General features: G+C 64.3%; 15 protein-coding genes. 11 read left to right on the top strand and 4 right to left on the bottom strand.

The genetic code is table 11. The features are described 5' to 3' along the window. Window positions 1-11: 11 nt before the first annotated feature. Both ACTJJN_RS18705 and ACTJJN_RS18700 read left to right on the top strand, forming a co-directional pair. Window positions 12-1,178, top strand: coding sequence for an acyl-CoA dehydrogenase family protein (locus ACTJJN_RS18705; RefSeq protein ID WP_012053224.1), 1,167 nt, complete (start codon window positions 12-14; stop codon window positions 1,176-1,178). Window positions 1,179-1,282: 104 nt separating this feature from the next. Further along, window positions 1,283-2,536, top strand: coding sequence for an MFS transporter (locus ACTJJN_RS18700; RefSeq protein ID WP_003247252.1), 1,254 nt, complete (start codon window positions 1,283-1,285; stop codon window positions 2,534-2,536). Window positions 2,537-2,548: 12 nt separating this feature from the next. Here ACTJJN_RS18700 and ACTJJN_RS18695 read toward each other — a convergent pair whose 3' ends face one another. Further along, window positions 2,549-3,493, bottom strand: a complete 945-nt coding sequence (locus tag ACTJJN_RS18695) for a LysR family transcriptional regulator (RefSeq protein ID WP_014754004.1) — start codon at window positions 3,491-3,493, stop codon at window positions 2,549-2,551. A 214-nt stretch (window positions 3,494-3,707) separates the two neighbouring features. On the opposite strand from ACTJJN_RS18695, the gene ACTJJN_RS18690 reads away from it, so the two are divergent. From ACTJJN_RS18690 to ACTJJN_RS18675, 4 genes are read left to right on the top strand one after another with little or no spacing between them, the layout of a single operon-like run. Further along, window positions 3,708-5,561: a DUF1302 domain-containing protein gene (locus tag ACTJJN_RS18690; protein ID WP_440781505.1), complete on the top strand. Its 1,854-nt coding sequence runs from the start codon at window positions 3,708-3,710 to the stop codon at window positions 5,559-5,561. Between the two features lie 22 nt (window positions 5,562-5,583). Then, window positions 5,584-6,894, top strand: coding sequence for a DUF1329 domain-containing protein (locus tag ACTJJN_RS18685; RefSeq protein ID WP_017147819.1), 1,311 nt, complete (start codon window positions 5,584-5,586; stop codon window positions 6,892-6,894). After that, the gene (locus ACTJJN_RS18680; protein WP_003247256.1) at window positions 6,894-7,280 is read left to right on the top strand and encodes a YidH family protein; all 387 of its coding nucleotides are present in this window, start codon (window positions 6,894-6,896) and stop codon (window positions 7,278-7,280) included. The genes ACTJJN_RS18685 and ACTJJN_RS18680 overlap by 1 nt, the downstream gene beginning before the upstream one ends. Next, a complete protein-coding gene (locus ACTJJN_RS18675) occupies window positions 7,273-7,566 on the top strand; it encodes a DUF202 domain-containing protein (protein WP_014754000.1) in 294 nt (97 codons plus the stop codon). The genes ACTJJN_RS18680 and ACTJJN_RS18675 overlap by 8 nt, the downstream gene beginning before the upstream one ends. A gap of 28 nt (window positions 7,567-7,594) precedes the next feature. Here the strand turns inward: ACTJJN_RS18675 and ACTJJN_RS18670 are convergent, their stop codons facing one another. Continuing rightward, the gene (locus ACTJJN_RS18670) at window positions 7,595-9,556 is read right to left on the bottom strand and encodes an alkyl/aryl-sulfatase (RefSeq protein ID WP_440781504.1); all 1,962 of its coding nucleotides are present in this window, start codon (window positions 9,554-9,556) and stop codon (window positions 7,595-7,597) included. Between the two features lie 101 nt (window positions 9,557-9,657). Beyond that, a complete protein-coding gene (locus ACTJJN_RS18665) occupies window positions 9,658-10,581 on the bottom strand; it encodes a LysR family transcriptional regulator (RefSeq protein WP_019437992.1) in 924 nt (307 codons plus the stop codon). An 84-nt stretch (window positions 10,582-10,665) separates the two neighbouring features. Here ACTJJN_RS18665 and ACTJJN_RS18660 point away from each other — a divergent pair, with 84 nt between their 5' ends. From ACTJJN_RS18660 to ACTJJN_RS18640, 5 genes are read left to right on the top strand one after another with little or no spacing between them, the layout of a single operon-like run. Next, entirely contained in the window at window positions 10,666-11,904 is a 1,239-nt protein-coding gene (locus ACTJJN_RS18660; protein ID WP_440781503.1) for a 3-hydroxyacyl-CoA dehydrogenase NAD-binding domain-containing protein, read from the top strand. Beyond that, window positions 11,901-13,676 (top strand): acyl-CoA dehydrogenase C-terminal domain-containing protein, encoded by a 1,776-nt coding sequence (locus tag ACTJJN_RS18655; RefSeq protein ID WP_440781502.1) that lies wholly within the window; start codon window positions 11,901-11,903, stop codon window positions 13,674-13,676. Before ACTJJN_RS18660 ends, ACTJJN_RS18655 begins: the two co-directional genes overlap by 4 nt. Before the next feature lie 33 nt (window positions 13,677-13,709). Continuing rightward, a complete protein-coding gene (locus ACTJJN_RS18650; RefSeq protein WP_088513121.1) occupies window positions 13,710-14,873 on the top strand; it encodes an iron-containing alcohol dehydrogenase in 1,164 nt (387 codons plus the stop codon). Further along, window positions 14,873-15,325 carry an acyl-CoA thioesterase gene (locus tag ACTJJN_RS18645; protein WP_440781501.1) on the top strand — a complete coding sequence of 151 codons (453 nt, stop codon included), beginning with the start codon at window positions 14,873-14,875 and terminating at the stop codon, window positions 15,323-15,325. The genes ACTJJN_RS18650 and ACTJJN_RS18645 overlap by 1 nt, the downstream gene beginning before the upstream one ends. Continuing rightward, entirely contained in the window at window positions 15,322-16,506 is a 1,185-nt protein-coding gene (locus ACTJJN_RS18640) for an acetyl-CoA C-acyltransferase (protein WP_014753993.1), read from the top strand. Before ACTJJN_RS18645 ends, ACTJJN_RS18640 begins: the two co-directional genes overlap by 4 nt. 79 nt (window positions 16,507-16,585) lie before the next feature. On the opposite strand, the gene mtlD is transcribed toward ACTJJN_RS18640, so the two are convergent. Beyond that, window positions 16,586-18,709, bottom strand: a complete 2,124-nt coding sequence (gene mtlD, locus ACTJJN_RS18635) for a bifunctional mannitol-1-phosphate dehydrogenase/phosphatase (protein WP_440781500.1) — start codon at window positions 18,707-18,709, stop codon at window positions 16,586-16,588. Between the last annotated feature and the right edge of the window lie 234 nt (window positions 18,710-18,943).

Genomic DNA, 18,943 nt, shown 5'->3' with positions numbered 1-18,943 from the left:
GAGGAACGACCATGTATCAGCCAAGCGAAAAGGCCCAGCAGATCATCGAGGCCATCAGTGGCTTCGTTCGCAACGAAATCCTGCCCCTGGAACAGCAAGCCGGTCTCAGTTGGGCAGAGCCGCACCCGCGGGCGGTGCTGCAGCAGGTATGGCAGCGTTCGTGCGAGCAGGGCTTCTACAACATCATGCTGCCCGAGGCGATAGGTGGCGCCGGGTTGAGCGTGTCAGACCTGTGTGCGGTCAAGGAAGCCACGGTGCTCACCGGCTCGATGCTGTCGCCGCACATTCTCGGTGAGCTTTCCGGACCGCCCCGTATCGGCCATCTGTTCAAGGTGGCGAGCCCGACCCAGATCGAGGCGTTCCTGCAGCCGGTGTGCCGTGCCGAAAAGGCCGTGTGCTTCGCCCTGACTGAAAGCGAAGCCGGCTCTGATGCAACGGCGATCAAGACCTCCGCACGGCGGGAAGGTGAACACTATGTGCTCAATGGCGCCAAGCGCTACATTTCAGGGGCGCCCTATGCCGACATCGCCGTGCTGCTTGCGGTGACGGATCCCGGGCGCGGTGCCCAGGGGATTTCGGCGTTCTTCGTCGACCTGAGCGCATCGGGGGTAAGGGTTGAAAGCGATTATTCGGTCATGTCCGGCGGTGGTGCGCATGGCGACATCATTCTTGAGGACGTACGGGTGCCGGCGGCCAACCGCATTGGTGAGCAAGGGCAGGGCTTCAAGTTGGCGATGGGGCGCATCACCCTCAACCGCCTGCTGCATTGCCCCACCTTGCTGGGGCTGGCCGGCCTGGCACTGAACCTCTCGATCGACTATGCCCGCACGCGCAAGCAGTTCGGCCAGCCTATCGCCATGTTCCAGTCGATCAACCACATGATCGCCGACATGGCCACCGAGCTGCATGCTGCACGCAGCATGGTCTACGCCACGGCAGCGGTGAATGACGCCGGTGGCAATATCCGCACCCAGGCCCCGATGTGCAAGCTGTTCGTTTCGGAGACGGCCTTCCGCATCGCCGATCGCGCCGTGCAGATACACGGCGGTGCCGGGCTGCTGCGTGGCAACCCGGTGGAGTGGATATTCCGTGCGACACGTATGATGCGCATTCTCACGGGAACCAGCGAGATCCAGCGCAACACCATCGCCAAGGGCGTGCTCATGCCTGAGCAATGACGCGGTATGCCCGGCCCGTGGCGGCCGGGCTCTCCAGACAAGAACAATAACGAGAGATCATCATGACTCATACTGACACCCCCGCGCGTGCAGGCACGGCCTGGATGATTGCGGTACTGCTGGCGCTGTTGATGCTGGTGAACTTCCTGGACAAGGTGGTCATTGGCCTGGTGGCGGTGCCGATGTCCAGGGAACTGGGCTTGTCCCCTGCCGAGTTCGGCCTGGTAGGGGGCGCACTGCACTGGTTCTTCGCCATCTCGGCGGTGATAGGCGGCTTCATGGCCAATCGCCGGCCAACCCGCACCCTGCTGCTGGGGATGGGCGCGTTCTGGGCGCTTATCCAGTTGCCCATGTTGTTCGTCAGCTCGCTGTGGGCGATCGTCGCCTGCCGGGTGCTGCTGGGTATTGGCGAGGGACCGGCCTCACCGGTGGCTACACATGCCTTGTACAAGTGGTTCCCCAACGACCGTCGCAACCTTCCCGTGGCGCTGTTGCATACCGGCAGTGCGCTGGGGCTGTTGGTAGCGGGTGCCATGATCCCATGGATCAGTGTGCACTACGGCTGGCGCATGAACTTCATCGTGCTGGCGGTGATCGGGGCGGTGTGGTGTGTGCTGTGGTGGTGGCTGGGCAGCGAGGGCAACCTCGACCGCATTCGCCCGGGCCAGCGTGAAGAAGGGCAGGCCCCTGTTCCCTATCGTCGGCTGCTCGGTGACCGCACGGTACTGGGCAACTACTTGTGCCACTTCGCCGCCAACTGGTCCCTGGCGTTGACCCTGACCTGGGTACCGAGCTACCTGGAAACCGGGCTGGGGATCGACCCGATCATGACCGGCCAGGTGTTCGTTCTGTTCGTGGTGGTTACCACGCCGCTGAGCCTGTTCATGGCCTGGCTGTCACAGCGAATGATGCGTGCCGGGGTTGCCACGCGCTGGTCGCGCGGTGCGTTCGTTTCAGTGTGCCTGATCGCCAGCGGGCTGCTGTCAGCGGCGTTGTTTCTGCCCGGTCTGAGCAACGTCGAGCGGATCGTCAGCCTCACCTTCAGCGGCGGGCTGGCGCTGGTGATGTACTCCGTGGGGCCTGCCATGCTGGCGGAGTTCACGCCCAGCGGGCAGCGCGGCGGCATTCTGGCGATCGGCAACGGTATCGCCTCGTTGGCCGGGCTGTCGGCACCGGTGGTCACCGGTTTGCTGGTGCAGGGCGCCGGGGCCGGGCACACGGCAGGGTTTGGCCAGGGGTTTCTGGTGTGCGGCGCGGTGCTGGTGATTGCCGGGCTGATCGGGCTGGCCTGGATGGACCCGCAGAAAACCCGGCAACGTCTGATGCAGGTGGGCACGGCTGCGCCAGCCCAAGCGTGATGTGCACAGCGCTCAGAGGCTCTGCTCCGCCAGGGCCTCGCGCTCGATCAAGGTTCCTTTCCAGCGCTCGTTGCGCACCGCATCCACCAGCAGTGCGCGCACCAGATCGCGCATGCAGGCGGCGGCGAACGACAGCGGCTTGTGCTGCGAGTGGGCCAAGGCGATGGTGCGGGTGATGCGCGGTTCCACTATCAGCCGCGCGCTGGCAGGCGCGGCCAAATCCAGCAGCGGCGGCCAGTTGCTGATGGTGGCCGCCAGGCCAGCACGGACCAGGCTGGTGATACCGGGGGCGGACTGCTGTTCGTAGCTGGAGTCCAGGGTCACACCGGTCTCCATGGCAGCCTGCTCGATGCGCCTGCGCAAGTGCAGGCTACGGGGTGGCATTACCAGGCGGCTCGCTGCGGCTTCAGCCAAGGTGATGGGCGACTCGTCAGGACCGTGCCCAGGCAGGCCGACCCAGTACAGGTCTTCGGAAAACACGGGCTCGGCGACCACATGGACAAGTTCTTCGGCGTTGGGCACTACGCCGAAATCCACCTTGCCCAGCTCGATCGCCTGGCCACCTTCGCGGCTCAGGCCATCCCATACGGTGAGCTTGATCCCCGGGAAGCGTGCCTGGGCCTGGGTAATGATGGCCGGCAACAACAGTGCCGAGGCCGTGGCGGGAATCGAGATGGCCACGTGCCCCTTGGGGTTGCCGCGGCTGGACTTCAGCTCATCCTTCACCGAATCGAGTTGCTGCACGACCGATCGGGCCACCTCGTACAACTGCCGCCCGGCATCGGTCAGTTCGATACCGTCATGCTGGCGCGCCAGCAGTTGCATTTCCAGTTCGCTCTCCAGCAGGCCTATCTGTCTGCTCAAGGCCGGTTGGGCGATGAACGCCTGGCGTGCGGCATTGGAAAAACTGCCGGCTTCGACAATGGCGATCAAATAACGCAGCTGTTTCAAAGTCATTGTGGTTCTCAGGCTATGCCGAAGTGATATGGCAACCATCGGGAGACGCTATTTGTTCAGCCCCGGTGGCCTACTTAGTATCGGTAAGCAGCAAAACGAGGATAACAGAAACGTTCGAATAATTACCCAAGCCCTTGCCTGCAGGCCTTTGCGCCGTACTTAAGCATTAACTCGCAATTCACTCTCTAATAAACACAATAAGAGGTTAAGAGTGATGGCATCTCGTATTTTCGGTCGCTCGGGACCGTTGTCGGTACTTGCCTCATCAGTACTTTTTTCTGCGTCTGCCTGTGCCGCTCAGTTTCACTGGGGTGAACTTGAGGGGCAATTCGACTCGGCGCTTTCTTTTGGTACCAGCCTTGCGACTGCCAACCCTGACCCGGCCCTGCACAACAGCGCCAACAGCGATGACGGCCGCCTGAACTTTGCCTCTGGCGATGTGTTTTCAGCGGTGTTCAAAGGCACCCATGACCTGGAGCTCAAGCACGACAACCTGGGGGTGTTCCTTCGCGGTACCTACTGGTACGACACGGCCCTGCGTGATCACGATCAGCGCTTCAAGCAGGTCGAGGACAACAACCGCAAGCGCTCGGCCAAGACCGCAGGTAGCCAGCTGCTCGATGCCTTCGGTTATTACCTGTACGACATCGATGGCCAGCCGGGTTCGCTCAGGCTGGGCAAGCAGGTGGTCAACTGGGGTGAGAGCACCTTCATCCAGGGCGGACTGAACGTCATCAACCCCTTCAACCTGGCGGCCTTGCGCCGCCCCGGCTCGGAAGTGAAGGACGCGCTGGTGCCGGTGAACCTGTTCTACTTCACCCAGAACCTTACCGAAGCGCTGTCGGTCGACGGTTTCTATCAGCTGGACTGGGAACAGACCCAGCTCGACAACTGCGGCACGTTCTTTTCGAACAACGACTTTTTGCCCGATGGGTGTGATGGCCTGGACGTGGGCGCCAAATTGATCGGCAACCCCACAGCCGTGACCGGGCTTGCGCCGTTCGGTGTGAACCTCACCCGCGAAGGCGTGCGCATACCTCGCGGCAGCGACCAGGATGCCCGCAACAGCGGGCAGTGGGGCGTTTCGCTGCGCTGGTACGTGGCGGCGCTGGACACCGAGTTTGGTGCTTACGCGGCGAACTACCACAGCCGCACGCCTTACCTGGGTACGGTCAGCAGCCCGTATTTCGACAACCGCCGTTTCGCCCCGCAGTTGTGCGCCAACCTCGCTATCGGTCTTGCAGACTGTGCCGCTTTTCTGGGTTCCAGCGCAGGCCAGTCGCTGGTCGGCGCGCTACGCCTGGGCACCTCGCAGTACCGGGTGCAATACCCCGAGGACATTCGCCTCTACGGCCTTTCGTTCTCCACTACCCTGCGCACCGGCACGGCGCTGCAGGGGGAGCTGAGCTACCGGCCGAACATGCCCATGCAGCTCAACGGTACCGACATCATCCAGTCGTTGTTGAACGTCGATGGCCGCTCGCCCTTGCTCGGCGACGGCCTGCGGCCAGACAGCGCCAGTACGCTGTTCGACGGCTACCGCCGTAAAGAGATGACCCAGTTGCAGATAACCGCTGTTCACGCTTTCAGCCAGGTGATGGGGGCCAACCAGTTGCTGTTGATAGGCGAGGCTGGCGCCACCTACGTGGGCGGTCTGGAGGGCGCCTATGGCCCCCGTTACGGGCGCTCGGGCACGTTCAACAGCGGCGAACTGGCGGACAACAGCGTGTGCGTGGCCATTTCCAAAACCCCTGAGCATTGCAACGACGAAGGCTTCATGACCCCGTTTTCCTGGGGCTACCGGCTGCGTGCCACCTGGGCCTACCCCAACGTGATTGCCGGTTTCGACCTGCGGCCGAACCTGTCCTGGGCACATGACGTGCACGGCACCGGCCCGGTGGAGGGGTCGGCGTTCAGCGAAGGCTCCAGGGCCATCAGTGTCGGGTTGGATGCGACGCTCGCCAGCACCTACAGCCTGAGTGTGTCGTACACCGACTTTATCGACGGCGACTATGGCACCCGCGGCGACCGGGACTTCATTTCGCTGAGCCTGGGCGTCACTTTCTGAGGGCATGACAATGAAAATGCGCATGGTGATGATCGGCCTGTTCTGGGCGAGTGGCACGCTGGCAGCAGCCGGCCTGCCCGACAACCTGACCCCGGTGGGAGCCGAGCGTGCTGCCAGCCCCGACGGGCGCATCCCGGCCTGGCAAGGTGGGTTGAGTACAGCCCAGCAACGCCTGGGCGACAACGGCACGCCGCTGGATCCGTTTGCCGATGAGCAGCCTCTGTACCGGATCACGGCCGCCAACTACCGGCAGTACCGAGGTCAGCTTACCGACGGCCAGGTGGCCTTGCTCAAACGCTTCCCAGCCAGCCTCAGCTTGCCGGTGTATCCCACCCACCGCAGTGTTGCGGTACCCGACGCGGTCGCGGCATCGGCCGCCCGCAACGCCGAGCAGGCGCAGCTGGATGACCAGGGCAACGGTGTGCGAGGTTTCACTGGCGTCATCGCCTTTCCGCGGCCAACCAACGGCCTGGAGGTGATCTGGAACCACCTGACCCGGCATCGCAACGAGAGCTACAGCCTGAGCTCCGACAGCGTCACGCCGCTGAAGAATGGCCGCTTCGTGCTGATGAGCGCGCGTCAGGAAGTGGCCCGGCCTGAAGGCTTGGCCAGCCTGGGGGCGGGCAATGTACTTTATTACTTCACCTACCGCATGACGGCGCCCTCGCGGCTTGCCGGCGATGCGATGGTGGTGCATGAGACACTGGACCAGGTCGCCGAGCCGCGCTTGTCCTGGGTGTACAGTGCCAGCCAGCGCCGGGTACGGCGGGCGCCGAATATCGCCTATGACACCACCGGCCCGGGCACCGCCGGCCTGCGGACCGCCGACAGCCGCGACATGTTCAATGGCGCGCCAGACCGGTACGACTGGAAGCTGCTGGGCAAGCAGACGCTGCACGTGCCCTACAACAGCTACCGCTTGGCATCGCCTGAGCTGCGCTATGCGGACCTGATCAAGCCAGGTCACATCGACCCGGCACCAACCCGCTACGAACTGCACCGGGTATGGGTCGTGGAGGCGACGTTGAAGCCCGGGGCGCAGCATATCTACGCCAAGCGCCGGTTCTACCTGGATGAAGACACCTGGGCCATTCTCGAAACAGACAGCTACGACGCACGTGGCGAGCTGTGGCGCACCTCACAGGCCCATGGTTTCTTTCACCCCGGCGGCCAGGTGGCGGTCAACGCCATGGAGGTCACCTACGACCTCAAGAGTGGCCGCTACCATGCATCGGGCTTGATCAACGAGCAGCGTCGGCCCTTTGCCTTCAATGTGCGCACCAGCCTTTCGTACTTCTCGCCCGGCGCCCTGCGCAGCTTTGGTGTGCGCTGATGGGCGTGCCTGAACCACGGCCTGACTGGTCGCGGCGGCTGTTGGGCCAGGGTGAAGCGCCTGATCCGCGCTTCACCCTGGCCAACGAACGTACTTTCCTGGCCTGGATTCGCACCGCGCTGGCGCTGCTGGGTGGCGCTATCGCCATTGAAACCTTCGCCGGCCACGTCCTCGAGACACCCCTGCGGCTGTGGCTGGTCGCTGGCCTGATGCTGCTGAGCGCATTGCTGAGCGCGGGCGCCTGCCTGCGCTGGCTGCGGGTAGAGCGGGCATTGCGTCATCGACGTCCATTGCCGTTGCCGGCACTGGTGCCCTTGTTGGCGCTGGGCTGCCTGGTCGCTGTACTGCTGGCAGGTCTCGTCCTGTGGCCACGCTGGCATGGGTGATCCGGGCCTGCAGGCAGAACGCACCGAGTTGGCCTGGCGGCGCACTGTGCTGGCGCTGATGGCGGTGGCGGGATTGGCCTGTCGTCAGGGCGATGTGTACGTGCTGGCATTGGCGGGCGTGGCCGCGCTGGCGCTGCTGACCCGCCAGGGGCGGCGTTACGAACGGGGCCTGGCGATGTTGCAGGCCGAACGCGGCCAGCCTGCGCCGTGGGGAGTGCTGGCACTGGGTAGCGTGGTGTGGCTCATGGCATTGGCAGGCTTGTGCCGGTTGGCGAAGGGCGGCTGAGCGCAGTGCCGGCGCCGCCCGCTGCCGCTCAGGGCGTGACGAGATTGAAGCGTGAATCAGCCTCTTCCAGCCCGCCCATGAATTGCAGGAACTTTACCCGCTCGCCTTTGATGTCGATTGCCCCTGCTGTGGCTTCCTTGAGAAAGCCTGTCTGCTTCAAGGCAATGCTGTCCAGCGTCTGCTTGCGCATGGTCACCTCTACATCGGCCTTGGCGTGGCGCGCCAGGTCGCGGTGGGTGAGGACGCCGTTGCGCAGGGTGAGCGCGTAGTCTTCGTCCAGGTCGGAAAACCGCCAGTTGATGGTCAGGTCGCTATCGGCAGCCTTGTAGGCATTCACCCGCACACCCAGGTAGTCGAAAAACAGGCTGGGTGTCAGGGCCCGCACCATGTCATCGGCGTTGCCGCCGCTACCCGCACCGGTGGCAACGCCTGAGCGCAATTCCTGCGCGCCACTGAGGTAGGCATTGCGCCAGGTGGCGTTCTCACTCTGGTAACCCAGTTGCTCCAGCGCGTCGGCCTGCAGTTCGCGGGCCTCGGTGTTGTCTGGCTCGGCGAATACCAGGTGGTTGACCAATTGCGCCACCCAGCGATAGTCGCCCTCGGCGAAGGCCTGGCGGGCCTGGGTCAGCACCTGATCGGCACCCCCCATCGCCGCCACGTAACGCTTGCCGGCCGCTTGCGGTGGCAATGGGTCGAGGTTGGCCGGGTTGCCGTCGTAGAACCCCATATAGCGTTGATAGACGGCCCTGACGTTATGGCTGAGCGAGCCGTAGTAGTCGCGGCTGTACCATTTGCTTGCCAGGCGCGGCGGCAGGCTGGCCAGGGTCTGGGCAATTTCCATGGGCGTCTGGCCCTGATTGATCAGGCGCAAGGTCTGGCTGTCGATGAAGGCATACATATCGCGCTGGTCGGCCAGGTAGTCGCGGATGGCCGCACCACCCCAAGTGGGCCAGTGATGCTGGGCGAACACCACCTCGGCCTGGTCGCCATAGTGCGCCAGCGATTGGTCCAGGTAATGGGCCCACACTTTCGGATCGCGCACCAGGGCCCCGCGCAGCGTCAGTACGTTGTGCTGCACATGGGTGGCGTTCTCGGCCATGCACAGTGCCCTGAGCGCCGGGAAATAAATGTTCATTTCCGCCGGCGCCTCGGTGCCCGGGGTCAGCTGGAATTCCACCTCCACGCCGCTCAGGGTCATGCGTTGCAGCGGTTGGCTGATTTCGAGCGTCGGCGCGATGAGGCTGACAGTGGCGTTGGCCGGCACGCCCTTGCCCAGTCCGGCATCCACCTGGCCTCGCGGCCCACGGGGCAGGGGGGCGCCGTACATGTACTGGGCGCGGCGTTTCATGGCCGGTCCGGCCAGCACGTTTTCGCCGATGGCATGTTCGAAGAACCCCTCGGGCGCGATGACCTGGACTTTGCCAGCCTTGACGTCCGCCTCGTTGATCACCCCGCGCACGCCGCCGAAATGGTCGACGTGTGGGTGGGTGTAGATCACCGTGGTCACCGGCTTGCGTGGACGGTGCTTGAAGTACAGTTCGAGGCCCGCCTTGGCGGTCTCCACGGCAAGCAGCGGGTCAAGCACAATCAGCCCGTCCTTCCCTTCGACAATGGTCATGTTGGCCAGGTCCAGACCGCGAAGCTGGTAGATGCCCTCGGTGACCTTGAACAGCCCGGCGATGTTGTTCAACTGAGCGATGCGCCACAAGCTCGGGTTTACCGTGGCAGGGGATTGCGCCGGTTCCAGAAAAGCATACTGGGCCAGGTTCCACACGGTCTTGCCATCGGCTGTCGCGACTGGCCCGTCAAACCGCTCGACCAGCCCACGCCGGGCGGTTTCGTAATCGACGCGATCCTCGAAAGGCAACCGTTGCAGCCACTGCTGGTTGCTGGCCAGGGTGGCCGCGGTGGCATCCTTGGCCGCTGTTGCGGCCAGGCTCGGAAGGGGGGCCAGCAGGGCAAGCGCCAGCATCGACAGTGAAAAGCGCATGGGATTTCCTTGTTGTTCTTGAGGCAGAACACTCTAGGGGAGGGGCTTGCGCACCAGCCAATACCAGAGCGGCATGGCCGCTATCGCGTTTCCTGATGGCTTCAGGCGGGGGGGAGCGTGAGGATCTGTTCGACCAGCCAGGCCAGGGCGGGGTCGTGCTGACGGTGGCTCAGGTGTACCAGTTCCAGTTCGAAAGGCTCCAGGGCAAAAGGCAGTTCGTGCACCGCCAAGGGCAGCAGATGCGCGAACTGCTGGGCCAGTTGCCGCGGCAGCACCACACACATGTCGGTGGCTGCGGCCAGATGGGCGGCCTGCAGGTAGTTGGGCGTGGTATAGGCGATTTGCCGGGTCAGGCCTTGCTCGGCCAGCCACTGGTCGACCATGCCCCGGGTCTGGCCGCCGTGCACCCAGATGTGCCGCAAACCCAGGAACGCGTCGAGGTCCAGTGCCTGGCCCGGCACCAGGTGCGGGTGCTGCTGGCGCAGCGCGATCTGCAGGGTTTCACGGCGCCAGGGGTGGCGGGTGAAGCGCGCCGGCACCTCGTCGAAACGGCCCAGTACCAGGTCGAGGTCGCCCCGGTCCAGCGCCTCGGCCGGCAGGTTGGGGGCCAGGTGCACCACGTCGATGCGCACGTTGGGTGCCAGCAGCTCCAGCCGCGCCAGGAGTGGCGGCATGCACAGCTGTTCGACGAAATCGGTAAGGGCGATGCGCAACTGGCGATGGCTGCGCTGAGGCTCGAAGCCATCGCCGGTGCCCAACGTCTGCTCGATCTGCTGTAACGCCGCACGTATTGGCCCCTCCAGTGCCAAGGCCCGTGGTGTCGGGCGCATGCGCCGGCCCACGCGGACCAGCAGCGGGTCGCCCAGCTGGTCACGCAGGCGCGCCAGGGCATTGCTCACGGTCGGCTGGGTGAGGGCCAGACGCTCGGCTGCCCGCGATACGTTCTGTTCACGCAGCAACATGTCGAAGACGCGCAGCAGGTTCAGGTCGAAGTTCGAAATATTCATGCTGAAAATATATGGCATACGAAATGGAAATTTCAAAAATACCTTCGGCCTGCTTAGGGTGATCACAGTCCTCATACCTACAAGAAAGCAGGAGCGTTGCGCGTGAATACTCCCTTCCCGATCAATCAGGTGGCTGTAATAGGTGCAGGCACCATGGGCCGCGGCATCGTCATCAGCCTGGCCAACGCCGGGCTGTCGGTGCTGTGGCTGGACTGCAACGCGGCAGCGCTCGAAGCCGGGCTGGGCATGGTCAGCCAGTCCTGGGCCCAGCAGGTGGACAAGCAGCGCATCACCCCGGCCCAGGCCGACGCTTGTCTGGCGCGTGTGCAGGCAGTGGACGGCTATCCGGCGTTGGCGGAGGCCGACCTGGTGATTGAAGCGGTGTATGAAAACCTGGCGCTCAAGCAGGAAATCTTCCGTGCACTGGATGCACACCTCAAGCCACGTGCGATCCTGGCCAGCAACACCTCGGCGCTGGACATCGACGCGATTGCCGCCGTCACCCAGCGGCCGTCCCAGGTCCTGGGGCTGCACTTCTTCAGCCCTGCGCATGTCATGAAGCTGCTCGAAATCGTGCGTGGGACGCACACCGATCAGAAGGTGCTCGATGCCGCCAAAGCGCTGGGCGAGCGCATGGGCAAGGTGGCGATAGTGGCAGGCAACTGCCCTGGTTTCATTGGCAATCGCATGTTGCGCAGCTATGTGGGCGAAGCGCGCAAGTTGCTGCTTGAAGGGGCGTTGCCACATCAGGTGGATGCGGTACTGCAGCAGTTCGGCTTCGCCATGGGGCCGTTCCGCATGTACGACGTGGTGGGCATCGACCTGGAGTGGCGCGCCCGGCAGTTGGCCGGGCAAGGCATGCACGACCCGCTGGTGCAGGTCGATAATGCACTGTGCGAGCTCGGCCGCCTTGGGCAGAAGACCGGGCAGGGCTATTACCGCTATGTCCCCGGCAGCCGGCAGGCCGAGCATGACCCGCAGGTCGACGCGTTGGTGCTGCAGGTGTCTCAGAACCTTGGCTACCGACGTCGGGGCATCAGTGCCGAGGAAATCCTCGAACGGTGCCTGCTGGCACTGGTCAACGAAGGGGCGAAGGTTCTCCAGGAAGGTATCGCCGCCAGCAGCAGCGACATCGACCGGGTCTGGCTCCACGGCTATGGCTTCCCGGCTGCCACTGGCGGGCCCATGCGCTGGGCTGACGAGCAGGGGGCGCCGTTTATCCTGGCCCGGCTGGAATACCTGCAGGGCGTGCTTGGCGAGCATTGGCGCCCGGCAGGGCTGCTCTACTCACTCGTGGCCGGTGGCAAGCGTTTCGAACCGCGCGGGGAGGTTCAGGCATGAACTACCAGGCGCCCCTTCGTGACATGCGTTTCGTGCTGCATGAACTGTTCGACCTGAGCGGACATTGCCAGCAACTCGGTATCGAACTGGACCGCGACACCCTCGACGGCATCCTTGAGGAGGCCGCACGCTTCACTGGCCAAATCATCGCACCACTCAATCGCAACAGTGACGAACAGGGCTGCCAGTGGGTGGGCGGCGAGGTCACCACCCCGGACGGCATGCGGGACGCCTATCGGCAATACGTCGAACATGGCTGGGCCAGTATGACCGGGCCGCAGGCCTACGGTGGCCAGGGTTTGCCGCAGATGGCATCGGCCAGCTTCCATGAAATGCTGATGGCAGCGTCGTTGTCGTTCCGCATCTACTCCGGCCTGACCGAGGGCGCGGTCCTGGCGTTGCATCGCCATGGCAGCGAGCCACTCAAGCAGGCCTACCTGAGCCGGATGGTCAGTGGCGAGTGGGCCGGCACCATGTGCCTGACCGAGCCGCAGGCCGGCACCGACCTGGCGTTGCTGCGTACCCGCGCCCAGCCGGAAGCGGACGGCAGCTATCGCATTACCGGCAGCAAGATATTCATCAGTGGTGGCGAGCAGGACCTGACCGACAACATCGTTCATCTGGTACTCGCGCGCCTGCCTGATGCGCCGGCCGGTGTCAGGGGCATCAGCCTGTTCCTGGTGCCCAAGCTGTTGCCCGGTGGCGAGCGCAATGCGCTGGGCTGCGGGGCGCTGGAGCACAAGATGGGCATCAAGGGGGCATCGACCTGCGTGATGAACTTCGACGGTGCCCAGGGCTGGCTGGTGGGGGAGGCCAACCAGGGCCTGGCCTGCATGTTCACCATGATGAACGATGCCCGCTTCCAGGTCGGCCTGCAGGGGCTTGGTATTGCCGAGGCCGCTTTTCAGGGAGGGCTGGCCTACGCCCGGGAGCGTCTGCAGTCGCGCTCGCTTGCTGGGCCGGTGGCAGCGGAAAAGCCTGCCGATCCGATCATCGTCCATCCAGACGTGCGGCGCATGCTGCTGACCCAGAAGACCCTTACCGAGGGCTGTCGCATGCTGGGCATCTACACCGCTCGGCAACTGGACCTGGAGCATGCTGCGAAAAATGCACCGGCGCGCCAGGCCGCAGCTCGGCGGGCGGCGTTGCTGATCCCTATCGTCAAGGCGTTCTTCACCGACGTCGGTCAGGAAGTCGCCAGTCTTGGGGTGCAGGTGTACGGCGGTCACGGCTACATCCGCGAGTGGGGGATGGAGCAGTTGATGCGCGATAGCCGCATCACCCAGCTTTATGAAGGCACCAACGGCATACAGGCCCTCGACCTGATACGCCGCAAGGTCCTGGGGGATGGCGGGGCCGAGCTCAATCTGCTGATCGACGAAATGGCGCCGCACGTCAGGGCTGCCAATGCGCGCGACGGCCTGCAGGCCATGGCGACGGCCGTGGGGCAACGTCTGGAGGAATGGCGCGTCCTGGCCGCCCATGTGGTCGAGGCCTGTCAACGCGACCCCCAGGAGTCAGGGGCAGTGTCGGTTGATTTTCTTGCCTACTCGGCCTACGTGCTGTTGGCGGCGATGTGGTTGCAAGCGGCGGTGTGCGCTGAAGCGACGCTTGCCGCCGGCAGCGCGGAAACAGCCTTCTACAGGGCCAAGCTTGACGCCGCGACGTTCTACTGGCGGCGGCTCCTGCCCCGCGCCACTGCTCACCGCGAGGCCCTGCTGGGTGGCGCGGACTGCCTGATGGCGCTACCGGCGAGCGATTTCGCGTTCTAGCGCACGGCAAACCACACGAACAAGGAGAGTGCGATGCAGCCTTTCAGCTTTGCCACCACTGCGCAGATCCTCTGCGAACCCGGCGCGGTGCAGCGCCTTGCAGGTCTGTGCCGTGAGCGCGGTGCCAAGCGTGTATTGATCGTCAGTGACCCGGGTATCGCCCGCCTTGGCATGCTTGATGACCTGCTGCCGGGGTTCACGGCAGCCAAGGTCGGTGTGGCGATCTTCAGTGAGGTTACGGCCGACCCTAGCGAGGCATGCGTGCTGGCGGCCGCCCAGCGCGCCCGGCATATCGGCGCCGACCTGGTGGTGGGGTTCGGCGGCGGCAGCTCGATGGATGTGGCCAAGCTGGTTGCGCTGCTGGCCCACCGCGACTGTTCGCAGCCCATCGCCGAGCTGTACGGCATCGACAGGGCCAAGGGCCGCCGGCTGCCGTTGATCCAGGTGCCCACCACGGCAGGTACCGGTTCGGAGGTGACGCCGATCGCCATCGTCACCACCGGTGCCACCACCAAGATGGGCATTGTTTCGCCGCTGCTGTTGCCAGACCTGGCAGTGCTCGACGCCGTCTGTACCCTCGGCCTGCCATCGGCGGTGACGGCTGCTACCGGTATCGACGCCATGGTACATGCCATCGAAGCCTATACCAGCCGCCTCAAACGTAACCCGCTGTCCAGTCTGCTGGCCCGTGAGGCGCTGCGGCTGCTGGCGGATAACCTTGACCAGGCTGTGCACAATGGCGGCAACCTGCAGGCCCGCCAGGCCATGCTGCTGGGGGCTTGCCTGGCCGGCCAGGCCTTTGCCAATGCACCGGTGGCGGCGGTGCATGCCCTGGCCTATCCGCTGGGTGGGCACTTTCATGTTCCCCATGGCCTGGCCAACGCGCTGGTGTTGCCGCATGTGCTGCGCTTCAACCTGCCGGTGGCGGCAGTGGACTACGCCGAACTGGCCGTGCCGCTGCTGGGGGCCCGTTTGCAGCCCGGCGATCAGCGCCAGCAAGCAGAACAATTCGTGGCCGAGCTGGCCGCGCTGGGTAGCCGCTGCGGGTTACCGGACCGCCTGCGCGACGCCGATGTACCGCGTCATCGGCTTGGCCAGCTGGCCGAAGACGCGATGCAACAGCAGCGCCTTTTGGTCAATAACCCGCGTGAAGTCACCCAGGCCGATGCGCTGGCCATCTATGAGGCAGCCTACTGATGAGCGACCTCCGGCAACGTGAACACTATCGGCACTTCACGCCTATAACCACCCGGTGGCACGACAACGATGTCTATGGCCACGTGAACAATGTGATCTATTACAGCTTTTTCGACAGCGCCGTAAACCGCCTGCTGGTGCGGGAGGGCGGGTTGGATATCGACCAGGGGAAGGTGATCGCGCTGGTGGTCAGCTCCGCCTGCGACTACCAGGCGCCGGTGGCCTTCCCGCATGACATCGAAGTGGGCCTAGTGGTGGGCCGGTTGGGCAACACCTCGGTGCACTATCAGTTGGCTATGTTCCTTGCCGGTCAGCCGTTGGCCTGCGCCACCGGCCGCTTCGTCCATGTATTCGTCGACCGCGAAGGGCGGCGCCCGGTGCCGGTACCTGACTGCCTGCGGCGCGTGTTGAGCGAACTGCAGCCCCTATCCCCTGAGGAACAGCCATCATGAAAGACGCCGTGATCGTCGCCACTGCTCGCACCCCTATCGGCAAAGCCATGCGTGGCGCCTTCAACGACCTGAAAACCCCCAGCATGACGGCTGTCGCTATCCGCGCCGCGGTAGAACGTGCCGGTATCGAACCGGCGCAGGTCGATGACCTGGTGCTGGGGACTGCCATGCAGAGCGGCACTGCCGCGATCAACCCGGGTCGGCTGTCGGCGCTGGCCGCCGGCCTGCCCCAAACGGTCAGCGGTCAGACCGTCGACCGCCAGTGCGCTTCAGGCCTGATGGCCATTGCCACGGCGGCGAAGCAGATCATGGTTGATGGCATGCAAGTGACCATTGGCGCAGGCCAGGAGCAGATCAGCCTGGTGCAGCAGGTGCACAACCAGCTGGCCAGTGAGGCTTACGACCCCGCAGTGCTGCGCATGAGCGAGCACGCCTACATGCCGATGTTGCAAACGGCCGAACGGGTGGCCCGGCGTTATGGCATAAGCCGCGAAGCACAGGATGTCTACGCCCTGCAGTCTCAGCAGCGCACGGCGGCGGCGCAGGCGGCAGGGTTGTTCGCCGCTGAAATCGTGCCGGTCACCGCACGCAAGAAGGTGGTGGACAAGCTGACAGGTGTTGTCAGCCATGAAGAGGTGCGCCTGATCCAGGACGAAGGGAACCGACCGGCGACGACCCTGGCCGATCTACAGGGGCTCAAGCCCGTGGTCGAAGGCGGTTGTGTCACGGCCGGCAATGCCAGTCAGTTGTCCGATGGCGCCAGTGCCTGCGTGCTGATGGAGGGCGCGCTGGCGGCGCGCTCGGGCATCGCAGCCCTGGGGCTTTACCGCGGTATTGCCGTGGCTGGCCTTGCCCCCGAGGAAATGGGCATCGGCCCGGTATTGGCGGTGCCCAAGCTACTGCGCCAGCAGGGCCTGACGGTAGACGATATCGGGCTATGGGAGCTGAACGAGGCGTTTGCCTGCCAGGTGCTGTATTGCGCCCAGCAGTTGCAGATCGACCCGGCGAAACTGAACGTCAATGGCGGCGCCATTGCTATCGGCCACCCCTACGGCATGAGCGGCGCGCGGATGGTCGGCCATGCCTTGCTGGAGGGCAAGCGACGTAAGGTGAAGTACGTGGTCGTGACGATGTGCGTGGGCGGCGGCATGGGCGCAGCAGGCCTGTTCGAAGTGCTTTAGGCCGGTATCCAAGGCCAGCCCATGGCGCTGACCGGGAGGCAGGCGCAACCCGCGCCCACGGTGTCCCGGCCAGGGCTGGTTATGAGCCTACAGCAACCGCGTGGCGCGAAGCTGGCTGTGGCAATTGGCGGAAGCCTTCACGGATGGCAGCGATCAGTTCCGCGTCCTTGACGGGGCACAACCCGGGGAACGGTTTGTTGGCATGGGTGAGCACGGCTTCGACGCTTTCCTGGTTATCCAGGTAAACCTGCCTGATTGCCTGGCTTTCCAGGTCCTTGCTGTTGCTGCAGTTCAGGGCGTGGTGAATGGCGAGCCCGGCGCCAAACGCCAGGGCCGGGGTTGCAATACCGTGCTTGCGGGCAAGGTCGATGCTGCTGAGGATGCGTTCGTTGCGTTGCAGCTTGCGCAAGGGGTCGCGGCCTACCCGGGCGCAGGGGTCTTTGAACGAGGTTTTGCAGCGCTCGAGGAATGCTTCGGCAAAGCGGCTGACCACCTCGGCCATCTGTGGGTATTCGGCCACCAGTGCGGGCGCGACCTCCTGGCGAATCAGGCGCTCGGCCAACTCACTCACCCGCGCATCGCCCATGCCCTGGCCGACCCAGGCATGGCCCAGCAGGCTGGCGTACCAGGCCACGATGGCATGCGGGCCGTTCCACAGGCGGTTCTTGATGATCTGGATCTGGGCGATGTCTGGCACTGTCTTCACCTGGCGCAGGCGTTCGAGCAGATCGCTGCCGCGTTCGGCGTAAAGCGGCATGTCAGCTTCGCTGTTGAACAGCACCAGATGCAGTTGGCTCATGGCGCTGCTGGGCTGTGCAAAGGGCCTGAAGTGGCCGATCAGCCGTTCGTACTCCGGTAGCGGCGCTGAAGGTTTGCAGGTGCTTGCGGGCTCGTCTTCCAGGCTGTTCTGGAACATCTGCGACTTGATGCGCAGTTGCCGCACCAGCGCGTCATTGCCCAGTTTGGAGACGATGCGGCTGACCACCGTTTCGGCGAAATGGGTCTTTTGCAAAACCTGCTCGCTGATCGCAGGCGGGCACAGTAACGCCAGCTCGGCTTGCACATGACGCTGCACGAACGCCGCACCGCCAACCTTGTTCAACACGATCAGCAGGGTCAGCTCGCGGCCTCGGCGCTCGAAGCGTTGCAGCAGGCCTTGGGCGATCACCCTGGCCTGGCTTCTGATGGCCTGCTCGGGCAGGCTCAGGCCGATGATTTCGGCAGTGGTGTACATGCTGATGACGGCGTCGTCATCGTCCATGTCGATCATGCGCACGTTGTCGATGGTCTGGTCGAACGATGTGGCACCGTAGCGCACGCTGTAGCGGCCGAAGGCGCTGACGCTTTCGCGCAGCATGCGCGAGCGGGTTGCGGCAATGATTCCACGCGGTCGGGTGTAGCCGTCCCAATGGGAAAATACCTGCGTCAGGTAACCGCCGCCGATGGCGCCGAAACCATGAATGCCCACGCTGAACTGGTTCATCGAGGCCGGGAACGGCTCACTCAATGCAGGCATGCCCAGGTCGGGTACGCACGCGCTCAGGTCGGCGAGAAATTCATGCATGCTGCGGTAGGCTTTGAGCGCGCCCACCTTGATTTCCGGCGCAGGCGGCTTGATGTCCTCGATCAGGATCGCCTGCCCTTCGGCGCGCATCGCCGACAGCATGCCGTTTTCCGAGTCCTCGACCATGAAGCACTGGCCTGGCTCGCAATTGAGCGCGCGGGCGGCTTTCAGGAAAATCTCGGGGTGGGGTTTGCCTTGGCTGACTTCATCGCCACAAACGGTGATGTCGAAGTACTTCAGCACGTTGGCGTTGATCAGGTATTCCTCGGCGATAGCACGGCGGCTGGAGGTGGCCACTGCCATGGTCAGGCCCGACTTGCGCAGGCGCTCCAGCACCTCCAGCAGGCCGGCCTTGATCGGTACGCCGTGATTGCGCACGTACGCCAGCTCAAGTTCATCGGCGCGTTGGCGGATTTCGGCGTACGGGAAGTCGTCGCCGTTATGCGCCTTGGCAAGGGCTTCGGCCTTTTTTGCGCTCAGGCCCAGCGAGCCAATCAAGGTCTGCTCGCTCAGCGCTTTGCCGAAGATTTCCAGAGACGCTTGCTTGAGTGTCTTGAAGCGCAGGCGCTCGGTGTCGAAGAGGGTGCCATCCATATCGAAGATGGCGCTGAAAATGTGTTTACCGTGAAAGAAAAGCATTGGCTGTTGCCCCTTGTCGTTGCGTCAGGCATCCCGCCTGCAACAGGCGAGAACGGTGTGTGAGCTGCAGTGCAGGCAGTCAGGTCGGGGGCACACGTTCGACAGGGGGACGCTCAGGAGTGACGCAGAGGTAAGGCGGGGCGGAGCGGGGCGTGCAGAGGAGGTTGGCAACCGTTGAGGTGAGGCGGGTGGCGCGTTTGGCCTTGAGGTCACGCCCACTGGCTGCAGTCGGTT

Origin of the sequence: Pseudomonas sp. 22515 (assembly GCF_052044625.1) — a bacterium.
GTDB lineage: Bacteria > Pseudomonadota > Gammaproteobacteria > Pseudomonadales > Pseudomonadaceae > Aquipseudomonas > Aquipseudomonas alloputida.
Note: the sequence above shows the minus strand (reverse complement) of the source record. Positions and strands in the feature narration are given on the sequence as shown.

Coding starts and splice junctions, on each gene's coding strand:
- ACTJJN_RS18705 (WP_012053224.1), top strand. CDS start 12: ATGTATCAGCCAAGCGAAAAGGCCCAGCAGATCATCGAGGCCATCAGT.
- ACTJJN_RS18700 (WP_003247252.1), top strand. CDS start 1,283: ATGATTGCGGTACTGCTGGCGCTGTTGATGCTGGTGAACTTCCTGGAC.
- ACTJJN_RS18695 (WP_014754004.1), bottom strand. CDS start 3,493: ATGACTTTGAAACAGCTGCGTTATTTGATCGCCATTGTCGAAGCCGGC.
- ACTJJN_RS18690 (WP_440781505.1), top strand. CDS start 3,708: ATGGCATCTCGTATTTTCGGTCGCTCGGGACCGTTGTCGGTACTTGCC.
- ACTJJN_RS18685 (WP_017147819.1), top strand. CDS start 5,584: ATGGTGATGATCGGCCTGTTCTGGGCGAGTGGCACGCTGGCAGCAGCC.
- ACTJJN_RS18680 (WP_003247256.1), top strand. CDS start 6,894: ATGGGCGTGCCTGAACCACGGCCTGACTGGTCGCGGCGGCTGTTGGGC.
- ACTJJN_RS18675 (WP_014754000.1), top strand. CDS start 7,273: ATGGGTGATCCGGGCCTGCAGGCAGAACGCACCGAGTTGGCCTGGCGG.
- ACTJJN_RS18670 (WP_440781504.1), bottom strand. CDS start 9,556: ATGCGCTTTTCACTGTCGATGCTGGCGCTTGCCCTGCTGGCCCCCCTT.
- ACTJJN_RS18665 (WP_019437992.1), bottom strand. CDS start 10,581: ATGCCATATATTTTCAGCATGAATATTTCGAACTTCGACCTGAACCTG.
- ACTJJN_RS18655 (WP_440781502.1), top strand. CDS start 11,901: ATGAACTACCAGGCGCCCCTTCGTGACATGCGTTTCGTGCTGCATGAA.
- ACTJJN_RS18650 (WP_088513121.1), top strand. CDS start 13,710: ATGCAGCCTTTCAGCTTTGCCACCACTGCGCAGATCCTCTGCGAACCC.
- ACTJJN_RS18645 (WP_440781501.1), top strand. CDS start 14,873: ATGAGCGACCTCCGGCAACGTGAACACTATCGGCACTTCACGCCTATA.
- ACTJJN_RS18640 (WP_014753993.1), top strand. CDS start 15,322: ATGAAAGACGCCGTGATCGTCGCCACTGCTCGCACCCCTATCGGCAAA.
- mtlD (WP_440781500.1), bottom strand. CDS start 18,709: ATGCTTTTCTTTCACGGTAAACACATTTTCAGCGCCATCTTCGATATG.